Genomic DNA, 19,701 nt, shown 5'->3' with positions numbered 1-19,701 from the left:
GACCGTGGTCTCATCCGCGCTCGCGGAGGTACGCCTCCAGCTCCGCGGCCCCGGCGAGCATCGCCCGGCCGCGGTCGGCCAGTCGACCGTGCCAGTCGCGCAGCGCGCCCTCCAGCGGCTCCAGTCCGCCGGCCTCCCGCACCCGGTCGATCAGTGGGGCGATCTGCTCCAGCAGATGGCCGCCCCGCCGGAGTTGATGCGTCAGCCGGGCGTCCCGTACGGCCGCCTCGTCGTAGACGCGATATCCGGTCACCGCGTCCCGGCGTGGCCGCACCAGCCCGGCGTGCTCCCATTTGCGTAGCGTCGCGGGCCGGATGCCGAGCCTGCCGGCCAGCGGCCCGATGAAAACTCCCCCGGACCCGGACCCGGATCCCGCCCCGTAGTGCGCAAGCGGCTCGGACGACGGGGCGGCGTCCAGGTCGCGCAGCGCCCGCTCCACGGCCTGGAGAGTCCGCCGGTCGTCGAGGAGCTCCGCGTGGCTCTCGTCGACGAGACGGAACGCGTCCTCGACGACGCCCTCGTTCACCGCCCGCATGATCGCCGACGCCGTCCGGTGACCGTGGCCGGGCAGCAGGGCGAGGAAGGCGCGCAGAGCGCTCGCGTGCAGCGAGGTGTAGACGCGGTAGCCGTGCGGCGTGCGCTCGGCGGCCGGAAGGATGCCGGCCTCCTCGTAGTTCCGCACCGCCTGGGTCGACAGACCGTGTCCGCGCGCCAGATCGACCGGCCTGAGGCGCCCCTCGTTTTGAAGCTTTCTTCCCACGTCAGCGACCATATCGCGGGAAAGTCTCAACCGAAGGTTCAACGATAGCGTTGAAGGCATGGCGACTGACATCAAGGACACCGCCCAGGCCGTCGACGCTGCCGCCCTCATGGCACTGCTCCCGTCCCGGCCCCGGCTGCTCGCCCTGGGGGAGCCCACCCACGGCGAGGACACCCTGCTCGACCTGCGCAACGAGCTCTTCCGGCAACTCGTCGAGCAGGAGGGCTACCGCACGATCGCGCTCGAGAGCGACTGCGTGAAGGGCCTGCTGGTGGACGACTACGTCACCTCGGGCACAGGCGCCCTCGACGACGTCATGGAACACGGATTCAGCCACGGCTGGGGCGCCTCCGCGGCCAACCGCGCACTCGTGCGCTGGATGCGCGCCCACAACGACGGCCGGCCCGCCTCCGAGCGGGTCCGCTTCGCCGGTTTGGACGGCCCGCTGGAGATCACCGCCGCCGCGAGCCCCCGCCAGGCACTCACCGCGCTCCACGGCTACCTCGCGGCCCACACGGACCCGAACCTGCTCCCGTGCACCACGAGGACGCTCGACCGCCTGCTCGGTGCCGACGACCGGTGGACCGACCCCGCCGCGATGACGGACCCGGCCCGGTCGGTGGGGCGATCGGCCGAGGCGGACCGGCTGCGGCTGCTCGCCGACGAGCTGGTGACGCTGCTGGACGTCCAGACGCCCCACCTGCTCACGGCGACCTCACGGGACGACTGGGAGCGGGCCTGCCTGCACGGGCGTACGGCGACCGGTCTGCTGCGTTACCACCACTCGATGGCGGACGCGTCACCGGCACGGATGACACGCCTGTGCGCGCTGCGGGACGCGATGATGGCCCACAACCTCCTCGCCGTCGCCGCCCGGGGCCCGGCACTCGTCCATGCCCACAACTCCCATCTCCAGCGGGAGAAGAGCTCGATGCGCATGTGGGAGGGGCCGGTCGAGTGGTGGAGCGCCGGCGCGCTGGCCGGCGCCCGGCTCGGCGAGGACTACGCCTTCGTGGCCACCGCCCTGGGCACGATCCGCCACCAGGGAGTGGACACACCGCCGCAGGGCACCGTCGAGGGGATCCTGTACGCCCTCCCGGAGGAGCGCAGCCTCATCGACCCCCGGCGCCTGACCACCGCGCTTGGCGACACCCCGCCCGCGACCCGCGTGTCCCCGTGGTTCGGCTACGCCTCCCTCGACCCGGCCCAACTGGCAGGCGTCGACGGGCTCGTGTTCGTCAAGGACGTCACGCGGAGCTAGCCGCCCCCGTCTTTCGGCACGTCGAACTCACGCGCCGAAGGCCGTCATTCGTTCGAACCTACGAAGTTCCCGCGCAGTGGGTTACTGATCGCGCCCCGCACTGGTAGGAAACGTTCCTAACAATCAGGTCTGGACCAACTCTCCACCCCCCACCTCCACTTGGAGCCCCCGTGGAACCTGACACAGTGCCCCCGGCCGCCCACCCGTCCCGCCGCACCCTGCTCGCCCTGATGGGAGCGGCGACCTGCGTCGGCATCCTCAGTCCCGCGTCCGCCGCCGCGGCACCCGCGGCCGCACCGGGACTCGACGACCCCGCGAAGAAGGAGATCGCCATGAAACTGGTGTCGAGCGCGGAGAACTCCTCGCTCGACTGGAAGGCGCAGTACCGGTACATCGAGGACATCGGTGACGGCCGCGGGTACACGGCCGGCATCATCGGCTTCTGCTCCGGCACCGGAGACATGCTCGACCTCGTCCAGCTCTACGCCGACCGCAAGCCCGGCAACGTCCTCGCCCGCTACCTGCCGGCGCTGCGCCGCGTCGACGGCACCGACTCCCACGACGGACTGGACCCGAACTTCCCCGACGACTGGCGCAAGGCCGCCCGGGACACGGTCTTCCAGCAGGCGCAGAACGACGAACGCGACCGCGTCTACTTCAACCCCGCCGTCCGGCAGGGCAAGGCGGACGGGCTGCGCGTACTCGGCCAGTTCGCCTACTACGACGCCATCGTCATGCACGGCGACGGCGGCGACCCGACCAGCTTCAGCAGCATCCGCCGCCGGGCCCTGCGCCAGGCCAGGCCCCCGGCGCAGGGCGGCAACGAGACGACGTACCTGGACGCGTTCCTCGACGCGCGCGTGTGGGCGATGAAACAGGAGGAGGCGCACAGCGACACCAGCCGGGTCGACACCGCCCAGCGCGTCTTCCTGCGCCAGGGCAACCTCGACCTGAACCCGCCCCTGGACTGGAAGGTGTACGGCGACAGTTACCACATCGGCTGACAGGCCATCGACGACGGCCCGGTGCGCCACGGCACCGGGCCGTCGCCGTCCGCGGCGGCGTACCGACGGGGCCAGGTCGGGAAAACGCCGCCGACGGAGCGTGTTTGCCGTCGAAGCGAGCGGTAACGCGATGTCCATGAGTGAATCGAACGAGCAGACGAACCAAGATTCCACGTCCACCCGGACCGCGGCGGCCAAGGCCCGGCGCGGCACGGCCAAGGCCACCGCCCCGGCGGCGAAGGCGGCGAACAAGGCCGCGGCGAAGGCGGATGACGCCGCGTCAGCGGGCACGGAGGCGACGGAGCGGACGGCCAAGGCCGCGAGCGGGGCCGCGCAGACCGCGGCCAAGAGCGTCGAGGCCGGCCGTCAGACCGTCATCGCCGCCTCGGGGCAGGCCGCGGCCGTCGCCAAGACGGCCTGGACGGTCATCGCCCAGCGCAAGCTCATCGCCGCGGGCGTGGGTGCGGGCCTGACCGCGCTGACCGCCACGTCGTACGCGGTGGGCCGACGCGCGGCCCGTCACACGCACGGTCCGATCACCCGCCTGACCGGCGGGCGGATCTGACGGGGGAGGGGCGGGCCCGGAGGCATCCCTTGCCGGCGGGCGCCCACCGACGTCCTGTCATCGTTCCTGCGACAGCAGGTCGTTGAGACGGGCGCCCGCCGCCCACCGCCGCAGAGCGGGACCGTCGAGCAGGCGGATCGTCTGCTCCCTGCGTGCCCACCGGATGTCGCGGGCGGTGAAGACCCCCCGGTGCACCACCAGACGCAGAGGCGGCACGTGGCCCCCGCGGTGCGGGTGCGGATGCGGCACGTCCTCGTCGGGGAGGGGTTCCGCCACCGGCCGGAAAGCCACGTCGATACGACGGCCGGCCGCGTCCCGGGCGCACAGGCGCGGCCGGTCCGGCGCCGGCACCAGCCGCACCCGCCACCCGTCCCGGCGCAGCATCCGCGCCACCGCCAGCGCGAGTTGCTGGGTGTCGAGATCGAGCAGCTCGTCCTCGGTGTAGTAGCCCAGACGACGGCGAGCGTCAGGCCGGCCGTGCCGTACGGCGGCCGTGACCAGCAGGGCCAGGACGGCGACACCGGCCACGGGGACGACGAGCCCGGCGGCACGGTACCCCGCGGCGAGCAGAGCCGCCACCGCGCACACGGCCGCCACGACACCGGCGAAGGCGGGCAGCACCTCACGGAACCTGGGCCCGTAACGCCCCTGGTCCCGCAGCGTCCGCACGACGTGCCGCTTCCCCCCTCGGCGTGAGGGTAGGAGGCCGGACGTCCACGATAGGCGTGCCACAGCCCCAGCCCTCCCCGTGCCGCCCGGACGCACCCGTCACTTCACGGATACCCAGCGGACGGCCAAGTGCCGTACAGGCAGGGGCATTTCAGCCACGCGCACCCAGCGCACGGAAGCGTCAGGGGGCGCGTAGGAAGGCGCGACAGAGCTTTCTTTCCCCGAGCGCGGATCCCCGCACCGAGGCAGCTCCCTTCCGCCGCCCGGAGCCCGCCCGGGACGGCCGCGCACCACCGTCCCCACCGACCCGGTTGCGAGTGCTCGCTCACACGCGAGGCTGGACACATGGGCACCGGGGCACACGGGAAGGACAGGACGGCCGGGTGAACACGCCACGGACCGGCACGCAGCGGCGGCCGACCAGCTAGGAGAGGGCGACATGGCAGGGGCGGAGGACACGGGGACCGTCGGGGGACGACCACCGGCAGCAACCGCTGCGGAGCTCACCCGGGCGCTGGAAGCCATCGGGACCGCGGCCTACGTCGTGGACGAGGAGGGCCACGTCATCGCCGTGAACACCCACGCCGAACAATTGCTGGCCCGCCCCGCCGAGGCCTTCCTCGGCCGCGACGCCCACGACCTGCTGCACCGGGACGCCCACGGCCACCCCCTGCCGCGCAGCCGGTGCAGCATGCGGCAGGCGTTCCACGCCGGGCGCACCGCCCAGGCCGACGGAGACCACTTCGAGTGCGGCGACGGCTCCCTGCTGCCCGTGTCGTGGCTGATCACGCCGTACGTCGTGGACGGCCGACAAGCCGGCACGCTCGTGCTGGTCCACGCCCGGCGCCCGCCCGAGACCGACAGCCGACCGGAACCGGCGGCCCAGTCGATGCCGGAACTCGAGCGGCTCGCCCTGCTGGCCGAGGCCACCACCCGCCTGACGTCCACCCTCGACGTCGAGGAGACGCTGCGGCGGCTGGTGGCCCTGGTCGTGCCCCGGTTGGCGGACTGGGCCGTCGTCGACCTGATCACCGAGCGCGACGAGGTGTGGCGTACCGCGGTCGTCCACGCGGAGGGCGACACCCTGGTGCGCCACGAGGACCTTCAGGGGCCGATGCCGCCCGTCCCCGAGGAATCGCCGATGCCCCTGTCCAGGGCCCTGCGCGGGGTCGCCTCCACCCTGGCCGGGCCGCAGACCTACCAGCGGGACCCGGACTCCGGGATAGCCCTGGAGCAGCGCCGCCTGTTCGAGGCCACCGGCATCCGCTCCGCCGCCATCGCCCCCATCCGCAGCACACGCGCCGTCCTGGGCGCCCTGACCCTGGGCCGGGCCAAGGACCCGGTGGACTTCACCACGGTCGATCTCCCGCTGATCGAGGACATCGCCCGCCGGGCCGGCCTGGCGCTGGACAACGCACGTCTCTACCAGCGGCAGCGCAAGGTCGCCGAGACCATGCAGAACCACCTGCTGCCCCAGTTGCCGCGCGTGCCCGGGCTGCAGATGACCGCCCGCTACCTGCCCGCCCCCGACGCCTCACAGGTCGGCGGCGACTGGTACGACGCCTTCACCCTCTCCGACGGCGCCACCGCGCTCGCGGTCGGGGACGTGGTGGGCCATGACCTGGAGGCCGCGGCCGGCATGGCACAACTGCGCAACATGCTCCGCGCCTACGCCTGGGCCCACAACGAGCCGCCCAGCCGGATCGTCGCCCGGCTCGACGCGGCGGTCATGCACATCACCGACGTCACCATGGCCACGATGATCTTCGCGCGGATCGAGGAGCGGGAGGACGGCCACTGGGCCCTGACCTGGACCAACGCCGGCCACCCGCCACCCCTCCTGATCAGCCACGACGGCCTGGCCCACTACCTCACCGACGGCCACGGCATCCTGCTGGGCACCGGAGTGCACGCACCGCGCACCGACGCGACCGCCCTGCTGCCGCCGGGTTCCACCCTGCTGCTGTACACCGACGGCCTGATCGAGGCGGCCGGCCGTTCCCTCGACGAGGGATTGCAGACCCTGCGCCGGCACGCCGCCGCCCTCGCCCACCGCCCGCTGGCCTCCCTCACCGACCAGGTGCTGCGGCGGGTGCGGCACGTCCGCAACGACGACGACGTCGCCCTGCTCGCCGTACGAGCGCCCACCAGAACGTGAACCGGGAAGCCGGCCCGGCACGGCGCACGCTTGTACCCCGCGCCGCCCCGGCGACCCACCACCGTGATAGACAACCCCCGTCGGCCCGCGGGCCGTTGCGCCCCCCGGCGACCACCCGACAACAGGACTTGGTGCCAGTGATTCTGAAGACCTTTCGCTGGGCGTTCGCGGTCACCGCGCTCGGCCTGGCCGCAGGAGTGCTCTACGACGGCTGGGCCGCGTTCGGCATCGTGGCGATCCTGGCCGTGCTGGAGATCTCCCTGTCGTTCGACAACGCGGTGGTCAACGCCGGGGTCCTGAAGAAGATGAACGACTTCTGGCAGAAGATCTTTCTCACCATCGGCGTCCTGATCGCCGTCTTCGGCATGCGGCTGGTCTTCCCGGTCGTGATCGTCGCGATCACCGCGAAGCTCAATCCGTACGACGCGGTCCACCTGGCCGTGACCGACAAAGACCGTTACCAGCAGCTCGTCACCGACGCGCACCCGGCGATCGCCGCGTTCGGTGGCATGTTCCTGCTGATGATCTTCCTGGACTTCATCTTCGAGGACCGGGACATCAAGTGGCTGGCCTGGCTGGAGCGGCCGCTGGCCAAGCTCGGCAAGGTCGACATGCTGTCGGTGTGCATCGCCCTGGTCGTCCTGCTGGTCACCGCGTTCACCTTCGCCACCCACGCCCACCAGCACGGCGGCGCGCATGTCGACAAGGCGCAGACCGTCCTGATCTCCGGTATCGCGGGCCTGATCACCTACATGGTCGTGGGCGGTCTCTCCGGCTACTTCGAGGACAAGCTCGAGGACGAAGAGGAACGCGAGAAGGAAGCCGAACGCTCCGGCGGGACCGGTTCGGCTGTCAAACTGGCCGGCAAGGCCGCGTTCTTCATGTTCCTCTACCTGGAGGTCCTCGACGCCTCCTTCTCCTTCGACGGTGTGATCGGCGCGTTCGCCATCACCAACGACATCGTCCTGATGGCGCTGGGCCTGGGCATCGGCGCGATGTACGTCCGGTCGCTGACCGTCTACCTGGTCCGCCAGGGCACCCTCGACGACTACGTCTACCTGGAGCACGGCGCGCACTACGCGATCGGCGCCCTGGCCGTGATCCTCATGGTCACCATCCAGTACCAGATCAACGAGATCATCACCGGCCTCGTCGGGGTGGTCCTGATCGGCTGGTCCTTCTGGTCCTCCGTGCGCCGCAACAAGGCGCTCGCGGCCACCGAGGGCGCGAGGGAGACGGACACGGCCCCGGTGCCGTAGGCCTGGACCGTCCCCTCCCCGCCGTCCGCCTGTGCCATGCCCACGGCGAAGCGGGGCATCCGACGGGGATGAAGGCGATCCCGAAACGGCGCCTGACGCGCCTGATGGTGGTGCTGGCGTTGCTGCCCCTCGCCGCCGCGTGCGGTGACCATCACGACAGGGCGTCCGGCGACCGGCGGGCGGCGGGAACGCTCCGCGTCGCGGCCTCCGGCGAACACCTCGTGATCACCACCGACAACGGCCTGCGGCTGCGCCCGGCGGACGGCCGAGACGTCGCCGTCGACGACCACGTCGACGCGCACTGGTCCCACCACGGGACGGTGTGGACCCTCGACCTGTCGTGCGAGGACCGGAGCACGGGCGACCGGGACTGCCCGCGGATGCCGTACGTGGAGATCCCCGACGGCGTCCGCGTCACCGCCACCGCCCGCGACGCAGGCGTCGACGTGACGGGTGTCGCCGCCGCCCTGGACATCACGACCGTCAACGGCGATGTGACGGTGACCGGTTCCGGACGCGACGACGCCGACGTACGGCTGTCCACCCGCAACGGCTCGGTGCGCGCGACGAGCGTCAAGGCACGGCGGGTGCACGCGGCGACCACGAACGGCGACGTGGTCGTCGCCTGCGCGGCGGTCCCGTCGGGTGTGGGCGCCGCGACCGTCAACGGCTCGGTCGACGTCACCGTGCCCCACGACAGCCCGCCCTACCGGGTCACCGCCTCCACCGACAACGGCCGTGCCACCGTGGCCGTCCCGGTACGCGCCGCCGACCGGACCCACACCATGACGCTGACCACGGTCAACGGCGACGTCGACGCCCGCCGGGAGTGACCCTCCTCACAGGGTTTGAGCTTCTTCCGCCCGGGCAGACGGCGGTTCAGGTGCTTGGGATCACAGGCCCACCGCGGAAGCGGCCGAATGCGGCTCTCCTTGGTGCGTGCCGCCGAGGCCTCTCCCGCGACAGTCCGAGTGACGCGGCGGACCCGACCGCCCGCACTCCCACTGCGCACATGGAGGAGCGAATCATGCTCATGGCCCACCCCGCCCTGCTCACCGACCTGCTCGAGCGCTACGAGGCGCTGCATGTCCTGCACGCGGAGGACGGCAGTGCCGGAGCGCGTCAGCGCCTTGAAGACGTGTCCTACACCCTGTGCATCGCCACGGGCACCCGCGACATCGACTCCGCCCTGGCCGCGGCCCGCCGTCAGCTGTCCGGCGTCCGCCCCAAGGACGACTCGCTGGTGGCCGGTGCGTGACGTGACTGGTGCGAGCCGATCGGGTACTCGGGTGATCCGCCGAACACCGGCCGGAGGCGGCCCGCCGTGCCAGGGGCCGCCACCTGCCGAGAACCCGAGAACCTAAGGAGCCCCCATGACGGACGTGTCCGGTACCGGTCCCGCTCCGGCGGACGACCGCAAGGTGCTCACCAACCGCCAGGGCCACCCGGTCCACGACAACCAGAACCAGCGCACGGTCGGCGCCCGCGGGCCCGCCACGCTGGAGAACTACCAGTTCCTGGAGAAGATCAGCCATTTCGACCGGGAGCGCATCCCCGAGCGCGTCGTGCACGCGCGCGGCGTGACCGCCTACGGCTACTTCGAGTCGTACGGCGCCTGGGGTGACGAGCCGATCAGCCGGTACACCCGGGCCAAGCTGTTCCAGGAGCGCGGCAAGCGCACCGACCTGGCGGTCCGCTTCTCCACCGTCATCGGCGGGCGCGACTCCTCCGAGGCCGCCCGTGACCCGCGCGGCTTCGCCGTGAAGTTCTACACCGAGGACGGCAACTGGGACCTGGTGGGCAACAACCTGGGCGTCTTCTTCATCCGGGACGCGATCAAGTTCCCGGACGTCATCCACGCGCTCAAGCCCGACCCGGTCACCTTCGAACAGCAGCCACGCCGGATCTTCGACTTCATGTCGCAGACACCGGAGTCGATGCACATGCTGGTCAACCTGTTCAGCCCGCGCGGCATCCCCGCGGACTACCGCCACATGCAGGGCTTCGGCGTCAACACCTACAAGTGGGTCAACGCCGAGGGCGAGACCAAGCTGGTCAAGTACCACTGGATGCCCAAGCAGGGCGTCCGCTCGATGACCGAGGAGGACGCCGCCAACGTGCAGGCCGACTCGCTCGGCCACGCCACCAAGGACCTGTACGAGGCGGTCGCGCGCGGGGACCACCCCGAGTGGGAGCTCCTGGTCCAGATGATGGACGACCACGAGCACCCCGAGCTGGACTTCGACCCGCTGGACGACACCAAGACCTGGCCCGAGCAGGAGTTCCCGCCGAAGCCGGTGGGCCGCATGGTGCTGGACCGCATGCCGGAGAACTTCTTCGCGGAGAACGAGCAGATCTCCTTCGGCACCGGAGTCCTCGTCGACGGACTGGACTTCTCCGACGACAAGATGCTGGTAGGCCGGACCTTCTCGTACAGCGACACCCAGCGCTACCGGGTCGGCCCGAACTACCTCCAGCTGCCCGTCAACCAGGCCAAGAACGCCGAGGTGCGCACCAACCAGCGCGACGGCCAGATGACGTACCACGTGGACGGCGGGGGCGAGAACCCGATCGTCAACTACGAGCCGTCCATCACCGGCGGTCTGCGCGAGGGGCAGTACCCCACGCACGACGAACAGGGCCCGGAGATCCACGGCCGACTCACCCGCAAGCGCATCCCCCGCACCAACGACTACCTTCAGGCCGGCCAGCGGTACCTCCTCCTGGAGGAGTGGGAGCGCGACGACCTGGTGAAGAACCTCACCGACCTGCTCGCCCAGTGCGACCGGCCCGTGCAGGAACGCATGGTGTGGCACTTCCTGCTGGTCGAGAACGACCTCGGCCTGAGGGTCGGCGAAGGGCTCGGCATCAGCCCGGAGGACGTCGCCGGCCTCGAGCCGCTGGCGAGCCAGGACCTCACCGACGAGGACCGCAAGCGGCTGGCGAACCTCGGCAAGAACCCGCCGCGGGACGTCGAGGGCCTGACCATGACCCACTGTGTGCCGGACGAGCGGCACGTCGTTACCCGTTGAACCCCGGCGGACCAGGACGGCACCGGCGGCGAGAGCGACAGCATGAGATCGTTGGGCCACCGATCGGTGAGAGGCGACCCGAACGATGAACGAGGTGGAGCCGGACGGCTCCGGCACCGCGGCGCGGACGCTGGCCCGGCTGGCTCTGCTCTGCCTGGCAGGAGTGCTCACGGCCGTGCTCGCGGCGGGCCAGTGGCTGCTCCTGCTGCTGGGCCTCGTCGGCCTCGGCGTGGCCGGCGCGGGGCTCTGGTGGGCGCTGGCCCACCGGGGCCTGGCCCGGCTGTGCGGCGCCCTCCTGGCGGTGGCCGCGCCCGTCGCCGTCCTGGTCCTGTACGCGGTGTCCGGCCTGTGGCCGTTCGCCGCCTCGGCGCTCGGCCTGTGGGTGGCGGCACTGGCCTGCGCCCGTAGCGCGCTGCGCCGGCTGCGCGCACCCCGTGGCCCGCACTCGCACCCGGTCCGGCCGCCCCGCAGGCCGGTCCTGATCATGAACCCGCGGTCGGGCGGCGGCAAGGTCGTCGAGCACGCCCTGGTGGAGCGGGCCGAGGCCTTGGGCGCCCGGGTGATCCTGCTCGACGTGGACGGCGACCCCGATCCGGCGGCGCTGGCCCGCCAGGCGCTCGCGGAGGGCGCCGACCTGCTCGGTGTCGCGGGCGGGGACGGCACCCAGGCCCTGGTGGCGGGGGTGGCCGCGGCACACGACGTGCCGTTCATGGTCCTCGCCGCCGGGACCCGCAACCACTTCGCGATGGACCTCGGCCTGGACCGCGACGACCCGGCGAGCGGTCTCGACGCCCTCACGCACGGCGTGGAGATCCGTGTGGACCTGGGCGACGTGGCGGGTCGGCCCTTCGTGAACACGGTCTCCTTCGGGACGTACGCGGAGATCGTGCAGAGCCCCGACTACCGTGACGCCAAGGCCTCCACCACGCTCGACCTGCTGCCGGACCTGCTGGTCGGCGAGGCCGGAGCACAGCTGACCGCCACGGCGGACGGCCGGCTGCTCGAGGCGCCGCACGCGCTGCTGGTGAGCAACAACCCCTACGCGCAGGCCGGCCCGATGGGCGTCGGCCGAAGGTCACACCTCGACGGGGGCCGACTCGGTGTGATCAGTGTGCGGATCGAGGGCGCCGCCCAGGCCGCCGAACTGGCCCTGCTGGGGGAGCGGGCCAGCGGGATCACCTCGTCGACCTCGCGGCGGGTGACCGTCGCGGCCGACACGGAGACGATCCCGGTGGCCGTGGACGGGGAAGCGCTGATGCTGCCCCAGCCTGTCGTGTGCACCGTACGACCGAAGGCCCTGCGGGTGCGGGTGCCGAAAGACCGTCCCGGTGCGCCGTACACTGCCCCGTCCGTCGACTGGCGCCGTGTCGTGCGGCTCGCCCTCGACCGGACTCCCTTCCCGGCCGTCAAGAACCAGGAGCAGAGCGATGCTTGACCGACCGCAGCGCGAACAGCGCACCTCCAAAGAGCTGTTGAGGGATCTCGCCGCCCTCGACCAGGCGCTGTACGAGGCCGTCACGGTCACGAGGACACCGGCCCTCGACCACGCCCTGCGGCGGCTGTCGGCCGCGGCGGACCACTCCAAGATCTCGTTCACGATCGCCGGCCTGCTGGCCCTGTGGCCCGGCCGGCCGCGGCGCGCCGCCGCCCTCGGGGTCGCGGCCATCGGTGTCGCCTCGGCGAGCGCCAACATGCTCGGCAAGCGCCTGGTGCGCCGGCCGCGTCCGCACCGGGCGGTGGACTCGCCGTTCCCGGGACGGCATGTGCCGATGCCCGAGTCCGCGTCCTTCCCCTCCGGGCACACGGCGTCCGCGGTCGCCTTCGCGGCGGCGGTCGGACCCGCGCTCCCCGTCGCCACGATTCCGCTGGGCCTGCTGGCCTGCGCGGTGGGTTACTCGCGGATCCACACCGGCGTGCACTACCCGGGCGACGTCGTCGCCGGCGCCGTCCTGGGCACCGGTGCGGCGGCCGCGGTCCTCGCGGCCGCCGGACGGCAGGGAAGCGGTCTGCGTCCCGCACGGTGGTCCGGCTGAACAAGCCGCACGGGACGTTCGTCAATCGGACTGCGCGGAGCCGCCCTCTGCTTGCGAGGCGGCTCCGGTCGCGTCGGGCGAGGTGTAGAAGACCGAGGTCCCCTGCTTGGTGCGCTGGGCCTGGTTCCGCGCCACGAGTCCTTCGAGCGTGGTGCGGACGACGGTGGCCTTGATCGTGCGCTCCGGGTGCTGCCCGCCGAGCGCCGTGGAGATCTCGGCCGCTGAGCGGGGCTCCTTCTGCCCGGCCAGGTGCTCCCGGACCAGCTCGACCAGTGTCGGCCCCGACCGTTCGGGCGAGGCCTTCGCGGCTGCCTTCGTCGCGGTACGCCGTCGGGCCGGTGCGGCGGATTTCCGGGTGCCCGACCGCTCGTCCCGGGCGGCGGCCCTCTTGCGGGGAGCGGGCACCGCCGCTTCGGCCGGTGCGCCGGACGAAGGTGCCGGTGGCGGGGTGCCCAGGACCTGCTGGATGTTCAGCAGGACGGTGTGATCGTGCCGCAGGGCGGCCAACTGGCCCTGGAGCGCCTCGATCTCCCCGCTGAGGCGCTCTTGTTCCTTGAGGTTGCGTTCGAGGTCACCGGCCACCTGGGTGCTGTACTGCGAGGTCAACTCGGTGGTGTCGGGAGCGGATTCGGACATGGGCTCGCACCTCTTCCTGGGGCATGGGCGTGCTGTGTCGCCTGCTTCCGGATGCGCGGTGACAGCTTCTGCCGCACGCCTATGTCGTAGTGATACTACGCAGGACACCTGTCTTGTTCTGCCCTTGTGCCGCACCCGTGGGTCTGCCGGCCCGGCCCGTGGCCGCCGCCGTCGCGTGTAGCGGGCAGGGGGCGGGGCATCCGGTGCCGCACAGCACTTTCGGCACCAGACAGTGATGAAGGGATGACAGGCGTGATGAAACGGTCCTTACGTACTTCTCGCATCGCCGCACTGGGCGCCGGCGGCGTGGTGTCCGTCGCCCTGCTGACGGGATGCGGCGACGACGGGGCAGGAGGAACCGGCAGCGCGGACGCGTCCGCCGCACAGGGGCGGTCCGAGCGCTCCCCGGCCCAGGTCGTGCAGGCGACCAACAAGAAGACCACGCAGGCGAGGACCGCCCGCATCAAGCTGGCGACCACCGTCGCCGCGGGCGGCGACAGCGAGACCGTCACCGGTTCCGGCGTCCTGGATCTGCGGGACGGTACGAGCCGCATGCGGATGGGCCAGGGCGGCCGGCAGCTCGAACAGCGGATCGTGAACCAGGTGCTGTACCAGAAGCCCCCCGCCGGAAGCGGCCGACTGCCCGACGGCAAGAGCTGGATGAAGGTCGACCTGAGGCGGCTGAACGCCTCGCAGGGCACCGGCGGTCCCGCGATGAGCGACCCGGCGAGCTCCTTCGCCTACACCAAGTCCCTGTCCGAGAAGGACGTGCGGAAGGTGGGCAAGGAGGACCTGAACGGCGTGTCCACCACGCACTACCGGGTCGACCTCGACCTGTCGAAGCTGGCCCGCGGCGACTCGGCCCAAGAACGGGAACTGCGCACGCAGTTGGGTGACAGCGTGCCCGTCGACCTGTGGATCGACGAGGACGGGCTCACCCGCCGCCAGCAGCTCAGCATGACCGTCAAGGACACCGCGCAGAGCGGTGGTTCGGGCACCTCCGCCCGGCAGGCGAAGGCGAAGGTCGTCATGGACTTCAGCGACTTCGGCACCGACGTCGACGTCGCCGCGCCCGCACCGGCCGACACCGTCGACGTGACCGGCAAGCTGTCCCGCCACAGCGGAACGAACGCGCAGACGGGATGACGCCCCGGGGCCGGGTGCCGCGGACGATCACCGGCAGGCCGCCTGCCGGGCTGAGCAATCGCCGCGGCGTCCGCGTGATCGCACCCGGTGGACCGCCTTGATCGGGGTACACGGGTCGGCATGACACACACTGACGACCCCACGGCGGCGCGAGCCGCGAGGCAACTGCGCCGTATCCGGGCCTTCTACGCCGCCGGCGTCGCCCTGTGGACGGCATCGTCGGCCTGGACGATGTGGGATTCCCCCGGCAGCCGGCCCATGTGGACCTCGTTGCTGCTCCTGACCGTCTTCACGGTCTTGTTGGCCATGGCCTCCCGGTGGCTGCGGGATCTCGCGCCCAGCGGTGCCGTCCGGCCCGCTCATCACGTGGCGTTCTCCCGAAACACCGGGCGCCACGCCCTGTCCAAGTCCTGATCACCTCGGGCCGTCACCTCCAGTACCCCGGTGTCGCCGGGCTTGCCCGCCGATACCGGGGTACTCGCGCGGCCGGGCGCTCACCGCGGTGCCCCGGCAGAAGTGCCGCGTCGCGCACGACTGAAAGGTGACCCCCATGTATGCCAAGAAGTCCCTCTGGGTGGCCGCGGGACTCGCCGGAGCCGCCGTCGCCGTGCGCATGGCCCGGACGCCCGGGGCGGCGAGCAGCGCCCACCGCTGGCTGGCGGTGACGGTCAACTGCGAACCGGAGGACCTCCGGCCGGACAAGCTGCCGTCCCCGCTCCAGGAGTACGGCGAACGCATCGAGACGCGCATCAGCGCGGCACCCGCGGACCGCGGCACCGAACTGGCCGTGCGCTTCAGGCAACCGCCCCCGGAGCTCGCGCGGTCCGTGCCCGCGAGGCTCGCCGGCCAGGACCCGCGCCAGGATCTGCGGCGGGCCCTGCGCGAGTCCAAGGCGCTCCTTGAGGCGGGCGAGGTGCTGGTCCCGGACGAGCCGACCACGCACGACACCCCGGGCGGCAAGGTCATCGGACTGTTCAGCCGGCGCGCGAGCGGGGAGGGTGTGCTGTGAAGGCTCTGTGCTGGGAAGGCGTGAACAAGCTCGCCGTCGAGCAGGTGCCGGACCCGGTCCTGCGCAACGACCAGGACATGATCGTACGGCTGATCGCGGGCACCACCTGCGGATCCGACCTCCATCTCATCGGCGGCTACATCCCGTTCATGGGGTCCGGGGACGTCATCGGACACGAGTTCCTCGGCGAGGTCGTCGAGGTCGGTGACGGGGTGCGCAGGCACACCGTGGGCGACCGGGTCGTCGTCTCCTCCTTCGTCGGCTGCGGCCGCTGCTGGTACTGCACCCACGACCTGTGGTCGCTGTGCGACAACACCAACACCAACCCCGGGATCGGCCAGGCCCTCTTCGGCGCCGACACCGCGGGCATCTTCGGCTACTCCCACGCCATGGGCGGACTGCGCGGCAGCCACGCCGATTACGTCCGCGTCCCCTTCGCGGACTACGGGGCCTTCAAGGTCCCCGAGGGTGTGGACGACACCAGCGCGCTGTTCGTCTCCGACTCGGTGCCGACCGGCTGGATGGGCGCCGACCTCGGCGGGGTCCGCCCGGGCGACGTCGTCGCGGTCTGGGGCTGCGGCGCCGTCGGCCAGATGGCGGCCCGCGCCGCGATGCTGCTGGGCGCGGAACGGGTGATCTCCATCGACCGGATCCCGGAGCGTCTGGAGATGACCGAGCGGTACATCGGCAGCGAGGTCATCGACTACACGGCCACCGACGTCGGCGCGGAGCTGCGCGAACGCACCGGAGGCCGTGGCCCGGACGTGTGCATCGAGGCCGTCGGCATGGAGGCCCACAGCGACAGCCCGGTCCACCTGTACGACCAGGTGAAGCAGCAGCTGCGGCTCCAGACGGACCGCCCCACCGCCGTACGGCAGGCCGTCCACGCCTGTCGCAAGGGCGGCACCGTGTTCGTCCTGGGCGTCTTCGCGGGCGCCGTCGACAAGTTCCCGCTCGGCGCGGTCATCAACAAGGGACTCACCGTACGGGGCGCCCAGCAGCACGGTCAGCGCTACATCCCGATGCTGCTGGAACGGCTGGCCGCCGGGGAACTGAGCACCGCCCACCTGGCGACCCACACGGTGTCCCTGGACGAGGCGCCACGGGCGTACGACATGTTCAAGCAGAAGTCGGACGGCTGTGTGCGCGCGGTCATCCGGCCGGGCGGCTGAGCTCCCGTTCCTCGTTTGCCGCACGTCCAGAGGGAGACCCGGCTGCCCATGAACGCGCGACGACGTCATCCACGTACACGAGAGAACCGGGTCCTGCGGCTGTTGGACCGCCTGGAGCGGGAACCGAGAGCGGACCCGGTGATCGACGCCATCGGAGCGGGAGTACGGTCCCTGCCGCTGGGGCGCGGCCGGGACGTGCTGCACGGCAAGTGGCTGGGCCATCCCGTCCATCCACTGCTGGTGCAGGTGCCGATCGGCAGCTGGCTGTCCGCCACGGTCCTGGATCTGCGGGGGGACCGCGGCCGTGAGGCGGGCCTGCTGGTGGGCGTCGGCCTCGCCGCGGCCGTCCCCGCGGCCCTGACCGGCGCCGCGGACTGGGCGGAGCTTCAGCGCCCGCAGATGCGCGTCGGACTGGTCCACGCGCTGTCCAACACGGCGGCCGTCGGCCTGTACACCGCCTCGCTGGTCTGCCGGGCCACCGGCCGTAGCCGCGCGGGTCGGGCCCTGGGCTTCCTGGGACTCACGGCCGTGGGGGCGGGCGGCATGCTGGGCGGCCACCTGGCCTACCGGCAGGCCGCGGGCGTCAACCACGCCGAGGCCGTACCCCACCTCGTCACGCCGGGCTGGCACCGGATCGGCGCGGAGGACGACTTCCCGCCCGGACTGCCGGTGCGGCGCAGTGTGGACGACGTGCCGGTGATGGTGCTGCGCGAGACCGGCGGGGCGATTCACGCGCTGGCCGACCGGTGCAGCCACCTGGCGGGACCGCTGTCCGAGGGGACGGTGTCCGACGGATGTGTGCGGTGCCCCTGGCACGGCAGCGTCTTCCGGCTCTCGGACGGCCTGAACGTCGAAGGCCCCGCCATCGCGCCCCAGCCGGCCTTCGACACCCGGGTCACCGACGGACAGGTCGAGGTGCGCCTGCGCGGCCAGGACGGCGAGGACGCGGACGGTGGGGAACAGGACCAGAACCTGAGCGAGGCAGCACATGAGCACATCCACTGACAGCCGTCTCGGCCGCCGGGCCCAGGCGTTCCTCCAGCGCACGGGCCGCACCTACGCGGGCGCGCACGACCGGCCCCTGCGCGGCTACCTCACGGCCATGGCCGCGTTCGGCACCTACACCGCGGCCTGGGCCACGGCGGTGCGGCTGCGCGGGCGCCCCCTGCCCGACCGGCCGCAGCCCTGGGATGTGCTCCTGACCTCGGTGGCCACCTTCCGGCTCAGCAGACTGATCAGCAAGGCGTCCGTGACCAGCCCGCTCCGAGCCCCCTTCACGACGTACGTCGGCCCGCAGGGCCCCGCCGAACTGCACGAGGAGGCGCAGTCCGAGACCGGCAAGGACACCGTGGGTGAGCTGATGACCTGCCCGTTCTGCATGAGCGTCTGGGTGGCGTCGAGCCTGACCGCCGGCCAGCTCCTGTGGCCCCGCGCGACGCGCACCGCGATGGGCGCGCTGGCGGCGCTGGCCGGGGCGGACGCCTTGCAGCTCGCGTACGGCGCGCTGGTCGACAAGACCACCGACAGCTGACCAGGAAACCCGCTCATCTGCGTACTACCTTCGTCAAACGCGCAAAGCGGCGCTTATCCGTCGATCTCCTGGGCACTTGGGGGTCACCCCCGAGAGGGGGCGGGACCGACGGCAAAACCTCAAGGAGCGACTGTGGCCATGCGCATCGGTGTCGAGGAGGAGTTCCACCTCCTGGAAGTGGAGAGCGGACTGCTCGTGCCGCGTGCTGACGCGGTCCTGCGCCGGCTTCCCCGGCGCACTTTCACCACGGAACTGCACCAGTCCACCCTGGAGTCCAACAGCGAGGTGCACGCCTCCCTGGGCGGCCTGTACGCCGACCTCTCCAGAACCAGACGGCGGCTCGACGCGGCCGCGTCCTCGCTGGGGCTCGCGGTCGCGGCCGCGGGCACGGCGCCCCTGGCGCCCGCCGCCTCCGGGCACCCCACCGCCGGCGCGCGCTATCGCCACATGGTCGAGGAGTACCGCCAGGTGGCCGACGAGCAGCTCATCTGCGGCGCCCAGGTCCACGTGGACATACCCGACCGCGACACGGCCGTGGAGGTCATGTGCGCGGTCTCGCCCTGGCTGCCCGCGCTGCTGGCACTGTCCGCCAGCTCGCCGTTCTGGCAGGGCGCCGACACCGGCTACGCCAGTTGGCGCACCCTGCTCTGGCAGCGCTGGCCGACCGCCGGACCCGTCGGCTGCTTCACCGACGCGGCCGAGTACGACGCCGCGGTGGGCGACCTGGTCCGGGCCGGGGTCATCAGCGACCCGGGGATGATCTACTACGACGTCCGCCCCTCCGCCCACCTGCCGACCCTGGAACTCCGGATCTGCGACGCCTGCCCGCGCGTGGAGACCGTGGTGCTCGTGGCCGGCCTGTTCCGTGCCCTGGTGACCGAGGCCCTCGAGCGCCGCGCGACCGGTGCGGTCCTGTGCGACGGCCGCCACGAATGGCTGCGCGGCGCGTCCTGGCGGGCCGCCCGCTCCGGCCTGGAAGGCGTCCTGGTGGATCCCCGCACCCACCGGGAGGCGCCCGCCGCCGACGTCGTCCGCGCGCTGCTCGCCCGGTTGCGCCCCGCGCTCGAGTCCCACGGCGACTGGCAGACCGTCAGGGATCTGACCGAGGCCGCCCTCGCGGACGGCAGCGCGGCCGAGCGCATCCGCCGCACGGCGCGGGAAGAGGACCTGCTGGCCTGCACCGATCTGCTGATCGCGGAGACCCGCGGCGAGCGCCGACAGCGCAGGCCGGCCCCCGCGGCCCCCGTGCCCCGCAGGAAGGTCACGCGCTTCGTGGCGGGCGCGGCCGGTTCCGGTGCGCCGGAGGTCCTGGGGACCTGACCCGGTTCCGCGCGGCGCACACCGCTGCCCGCCCGTCCTTCACCCGACAACCCCGAGGAGATGTTCCGTCATGTCCAGCAATTCCGCCCGGGTCGCGACCGGCAGGCGCGACCCGGGGTTCCCGTCCCGGCTCCCGGCCGACGGTT

20 protein-coding genes are annotated in these 19,701 nt (G+C 72.1%); 17 read left to right on the top strand and 3 right to left on the bottom strand.

Going from position 1 to position 19,701, the window contains the following annotated elements:
* Nucleotides 1-10: 10 nt before the first annotated feature.
* Nucleotides 11-760 carry a TioE family transcriptional regulator gene (locus ABZ098_RS35200; protein WP_356597800.1) on the bottom strand — a complete coding sequence of 250 codons (750 nt, stop codon included), beginning with the start codon at nt 758-760 and terminating at the stop codon, nt 11-13.
* Between the two features lie 58 nt (nt 761-818).
* Between ABZ098_RS35200 and ABZ098_RS35195 the strand changes: the two genes are divergently transcribed.
* The 3 genes from ABZ098_RS35195 (at nt 819) to ABZ098_RS35185 (ending at nt 3,590) form a co-directional block, all read left to right on the top strand.
* Nucleotides 819-2,021 (top strand): erythromycin esterase family protein, encoded by a 1,203-nt coding sequence (locus ABZ098_RS35195; RefSeq protein WP_356597799.1) that lies wholly within the window; start codon nt 819-821, stop codon nt 2,019-2,021.
* A gap of 230 nt (nt 2,022-2,251) precedes the next feature.
* A complete protein-coding gene (locus ABZ098_RS35190) occupies nt 2,252-3,025 on the top strand; it encodes a chitosanase (protein WP_356597862.1) in 774 nt (257 codons plus the stop codon).
* Nucleotides 3,026-3,155: 130 nt separating this feature from the next.
* Nucleotides 3,156-3,590: a hypothetical protein gene (locus ABZ098_RS35185; protein ID WP_356597798.1), complete on the top strand. Its 435-nt coding sequence runs from the start codon at nt 3,156-3,158 to the stop codon at nt 3,588-3,590.
* A 57-nt stretch (nt 3,591-3,647) separates the two neighbouring features.
* On the opposite strand, the gene ABZ098_RS35180 is transcribed toward ABZ098_RS35185, so the two are convergent.
* Nucleotides 3,648-4,259 carry a hypothetical protein gene (locus ABZ098_RS35180; protein ID WP_356597797.1) on the bottom strand — a complete coding sequence of 204 codons (612 nt, stop codon included), beginning with the start codon at nt 4,257-4,259 and terminating at the stop codon, nt 3,648-3,650.
* A gap of 439 nt (nt 4,260-4,698) precedes the next feature.
* Here ABZ098_RS35180 and ABZ098_RS35175 point away from each other — a divergent pair, with 439 nt between their 5' ends.
* The 7 genes from ABZ098_RS35175 to ABZ098_RS35145 all read left to right on the top strand — a co-directional run bounded on the left by ABZ098_RS35175 (nt 4,699) and on the right by ABZ098_RS35145 (nt 12,741).
* Complete coding sequence (locus ABZ098_RS35175; RefSeq protein WP_356597796.1) at nt 4,699-6,417, top strand: SpoIIE family protein phosphatase; 1,719 nt, start codon at nt 4,699-4,701, stop codon at nt 6,415-6,417.
* A 137-nt stretch (nt 6,418-6,554) separates the two neighbouring features.
* Nucleotides 6,555-7,676, top strand: a complete 1,122-nt coding sequence (locus ABZ098_RS35170) for a DUF475 domain-containing protein (RefSeq protein ID WP_356597795.1) — start codon at nt 6,555-6,557, stop codon at nt 7,674-7,676.
* A gap of 68 nt (nt 7,677-7,744) precedes the next feature.
* The gene (locus tag ABZ098_RS35165; protein WP_356597794.1) at nt 7,745-8,509 is read left to right on the top strand and encodes a DUF4097 family beta strand repeat-containing protein; all 765 of its coding nucleotides are present in this window, start codon (nt 7,745-7,747) and stop codon (nt 8,507-8,509) included.
* A 194-nt stretch (nt 8,510-8,703) separates the two neighbouring features.
* Nucleotides 8,704-8,934 (top strand): DUF5133 domain-containing protein, encoded by a 231-nt coding sequence (locus ABZ098_RS35160; RefSeq protein WP_356597861.1) that lies wholly within the window; start codon nt 8,704-8,706, stop codon nt 8,932-8,934.
* A gap of 115 nt (nt 8,935-9,049) precedes the next feature.
* Entirely contained in the window at nt 9,050-10,708 is a 1,659-nt protein-coding gene (locus ABZ098_RS35155) for a catalase (protein ID WP_356597793.1), read from the top strand.
* An 85-nt stretch (nt 10,709-10,793) separates the two neighbouring features.
* On the top strand, nt 10,794-12,143 hold the full coding sequence (locus tag ABZ098_RS35150; RefSeq protein WP_356597792.1) for a diacylglycerol kinase family protein: 1,350 nt from the start codon (nt 10,794-10,796) through the stop codon (nt 12,141-12,143).
* Nucleotides 12,136-12,741 carry a phosphatase PAP2 family protein gene (locus tag ABZ098_RS35145; protein WP_356597791.1) on the top strand — a complete coding sequence of 202 codons (606 nt, stop codon included), beginning with the start codon at nt 12,136-12,138 and terminating at the stop codon, nt 12,739-12,741. The genes ABZ098_RS35150 and ABZ098_RS35145 overlap by 8 nt, the downstream gene beginning before the upstream one ends.
* 21 nt (nt 12,742-12,762) lie before the next feature.
* Here the strand turns inward: ABZ098_RS35145 and ABZ098_RS35140 are convergent, their stop codons facing one another.
* Entirely contained in the window at nt 12,763-13,377 is a 615-nt protein-coding gene (locus ABZ098_RS35140; RefSeq protein ID WP_356597790.1) for a hypothetical protein, read from the bottom strand.
* A gap of 255 nt (nt 13,378-13,632) precedes the next feature.
* On the opposite strand from ABZ098_RS35140, the gene ABZ098_RS35135 reads away from it, so the two are divergent.
* The 7 genes from ABZ098_RS35135 (at nt 13,633) to ABZ098_RS35105 (ending at nt 19,555) form a co-directional block, all read left to right on the top strand.
* Complete coding sequence (locus tag ABZ098_RS35135; protein ID WP_356597789.1) at nt 13,633-14,523, top strand: hypothetical protein; 891 nt, start codon at nt 13,633-13,635, stop codon at nt 14,521-14,523.
* Between the two features lie 120 nt (nt 14,524-14,643).
* Nucleotides 14,644-14,937: a hypothetical protein gene (locus tag ABZ098_RS35130; RefSeq protein ID WP_356597788.1), complete on the top strand. Its 294-nt coding sequence runs from the start codon at nt 14,644-14,646 to the stop codon at nt 14,935-14,937.
* Nucleotides 14,938-15,073: 136 nt separating this feature from the next.
* Nucleotides 15,074-15,532 (top strand): hypothetical protein, encoded by a 459-nt coding sequence (locus ABZ098_RS35125; protein WP_356597787.1) that lies wholly within the window; start codon nt 15,074-15,076, stop codon nt 15,530-15,532.
* On the top strand, nt 15,529-16,704 hold the full coding sequence (locus tag ABZ098_RS35120) for a zinc-dependent alcohol dehydrogenase (protein ID WP_356597786.1): 1,176 nt from the start codon (nt 15,529-15,531) through the stop codon (nt 16,702-16,704). The genes ABZ098_RS35125 and ABZ098_RS35120 overlap by 4 nt, the downstream gene beginning before the upstream one ends.
* A gap of 48 nt (nt 16,705-16,752) precedes the next feature.
* Nucleotides 16,753-17,709: a Rieske 2Fe-2S domain-containing protein gene (locus tag ABZ098_RS35115; protein WP_356597785.1), complete on the top strand. Its 957-nt coding sequence runs from the start codon at nt 16,753-16,755 to the stop codon at nt 17,707-17,709.
* Nucleotides 17,693-18,235, top strand: coding sequence for a DUF1360 domain-containing protein (locus tag ABZ098_RS35110; protein WP_356597784.1), 543 nt, complete (start codon nt 17,693-17,695; stop codon nt 18,233-18,235). The genes ABZ098_RS35115 and ABZ098_RS35110 overlap by 17 nt, the downstream gene beginning before the upstream one ends.
* Before the next feature lie 138 nt (nt 18,236-18,373).
* Complete coding sequence (locus tag ABZ098_RS35105; protein WP_356597783.1) at nt 18,374-19,555, top strand: glutamate--cysteine ligase; 1,182 nt, start codon at nt 18,374-18,376, stop codon at nt 19,553-19,555.
* Nucleotides 19,556-19,701: the final 146 nt, after the last annotated feature.

The organism is Streptomyces sp. NPDC006335 (genome assembly GCF_040612795.1).
In the GTDB taxonomy this organism is placed as follows: domain Bacteria; phylum Actinomycetota; class Actinomycetes; order Streptomycetales; family Streptomycetaceae; genus Streptomyces.
The sequence above is the reverse complement of the archived record's forward strand: the minus strand, read 5'-3'. Positions and strand labels throughout refer to the sequence as shown.

Coding starts and splice junctions, on each gene's coding strand:
- ABZ098_RS35160 (WP_356597861.1), top strand. CDS start 8,704: ATGCTCATGGCCCACCCCGCCCTGCTCACCGACCTGCTCGAGCGCTAC.
- ABZ098_RS35195 (WP_356597799.1), top strand. CDS start 819: ATGGCGACTGACATCAAGGACACCGCCCAGGCCGTCGACGCTGCCGCC.
- ABZ098_RS35175 (WP_356597796.1), top strand. CDS start 4,699: ATGGCAGGGGCGGAGGACACGGGGACCGTCGGGGGACGACCACCGGCA.
- ABZ098_RS35110 (WP_356597784.1), top strand. CDS start 17,693: ATGAGCACATCCACTGACAGCCGTCTCGGCCGCCGGGCCCAGGCGTTC.
- ABZ098_RS35105 (WP_356597783.1), top strand. CDS start 18,374: ATGCGCATCGGTGTCGAGGAGGAGTTCCACCTCCTGGAAGTGGAGAGC.
- ABZ098_RS35165 (WP_356597794.1), top strand. CDS start 7,745: ATGAAGGCGATCCCGAAACGGCGCCTGACGCGCCTGATGGTGGTGCTG.
- ABZ098_RS35125 (WP_356597787.1), top strand. CDS start 15,074: ATGTATGCCAAGAAGTCCCTCTGGGTGGCCGCGGGACTCGCCGGAGCC.
- ABZ098_RS35135 (WP_356597789.1), top strand. CDS start 13,633: ATGAAACGGTCCTTACGTACTTCTCGCATCGCCGCACTGGGCGCCGGC.
- ABZ098_RS35155 (WP_356597793.1), top strand. CDS start 9,050: ATGACGGACGTGTCCGGTACCGGTCCCGCTCCGGCGGACGACCGCAAG.
- ABZ098_RS35145 (WP_356597791.1), top strand. CDS start 12,136: ATGCTTGACCGACCGCAGCGCGAACAGCGCACCTCCAAAGAGCTGTTG.
- ABZ098_RS35185 (WP_356597798.1), top strand. CDS start 3,156: ATGTCCATGAGTGAATCGAACGAGCAGACGAACCAAGATTCCACGTCC.
- ABZ098_RS35150 (WP_356597792.1), top strand. CDS start 10,794: ATGAACGAGGTGGAGCCGGACGGCTCCGGCACCGCGGCGCGGACGCTG.
- ABZ098_RS35140 (WP_356597790.1), bottom strand. CDS start 13,377: ATGTCCGAATCCGCTCCCGACACCACCGAGTTGACCTCGCAGTACAGC.
- ABZ098_RS35190 (WP_356597862.1), top strand. CDS start 2,252: ATGGGAGCGGCGACCTGCGTCGGCATCCTCAGTCCCGCGTCCGCCGCC.
- ABZ098_RS35130 (WP_356597788.1), top strand. CDS start 14,644: ATGACACACACTGACGACCCCACGGCGGCGCGAGCCGCGAGGCAACTG.
- ABZ098_RS35115 (WP_356597785.1), top strand. CDS start 16,753: ATGAACGCGCGACGACGTCATCCACGTACACGAGAGAACCGGGTCCTG.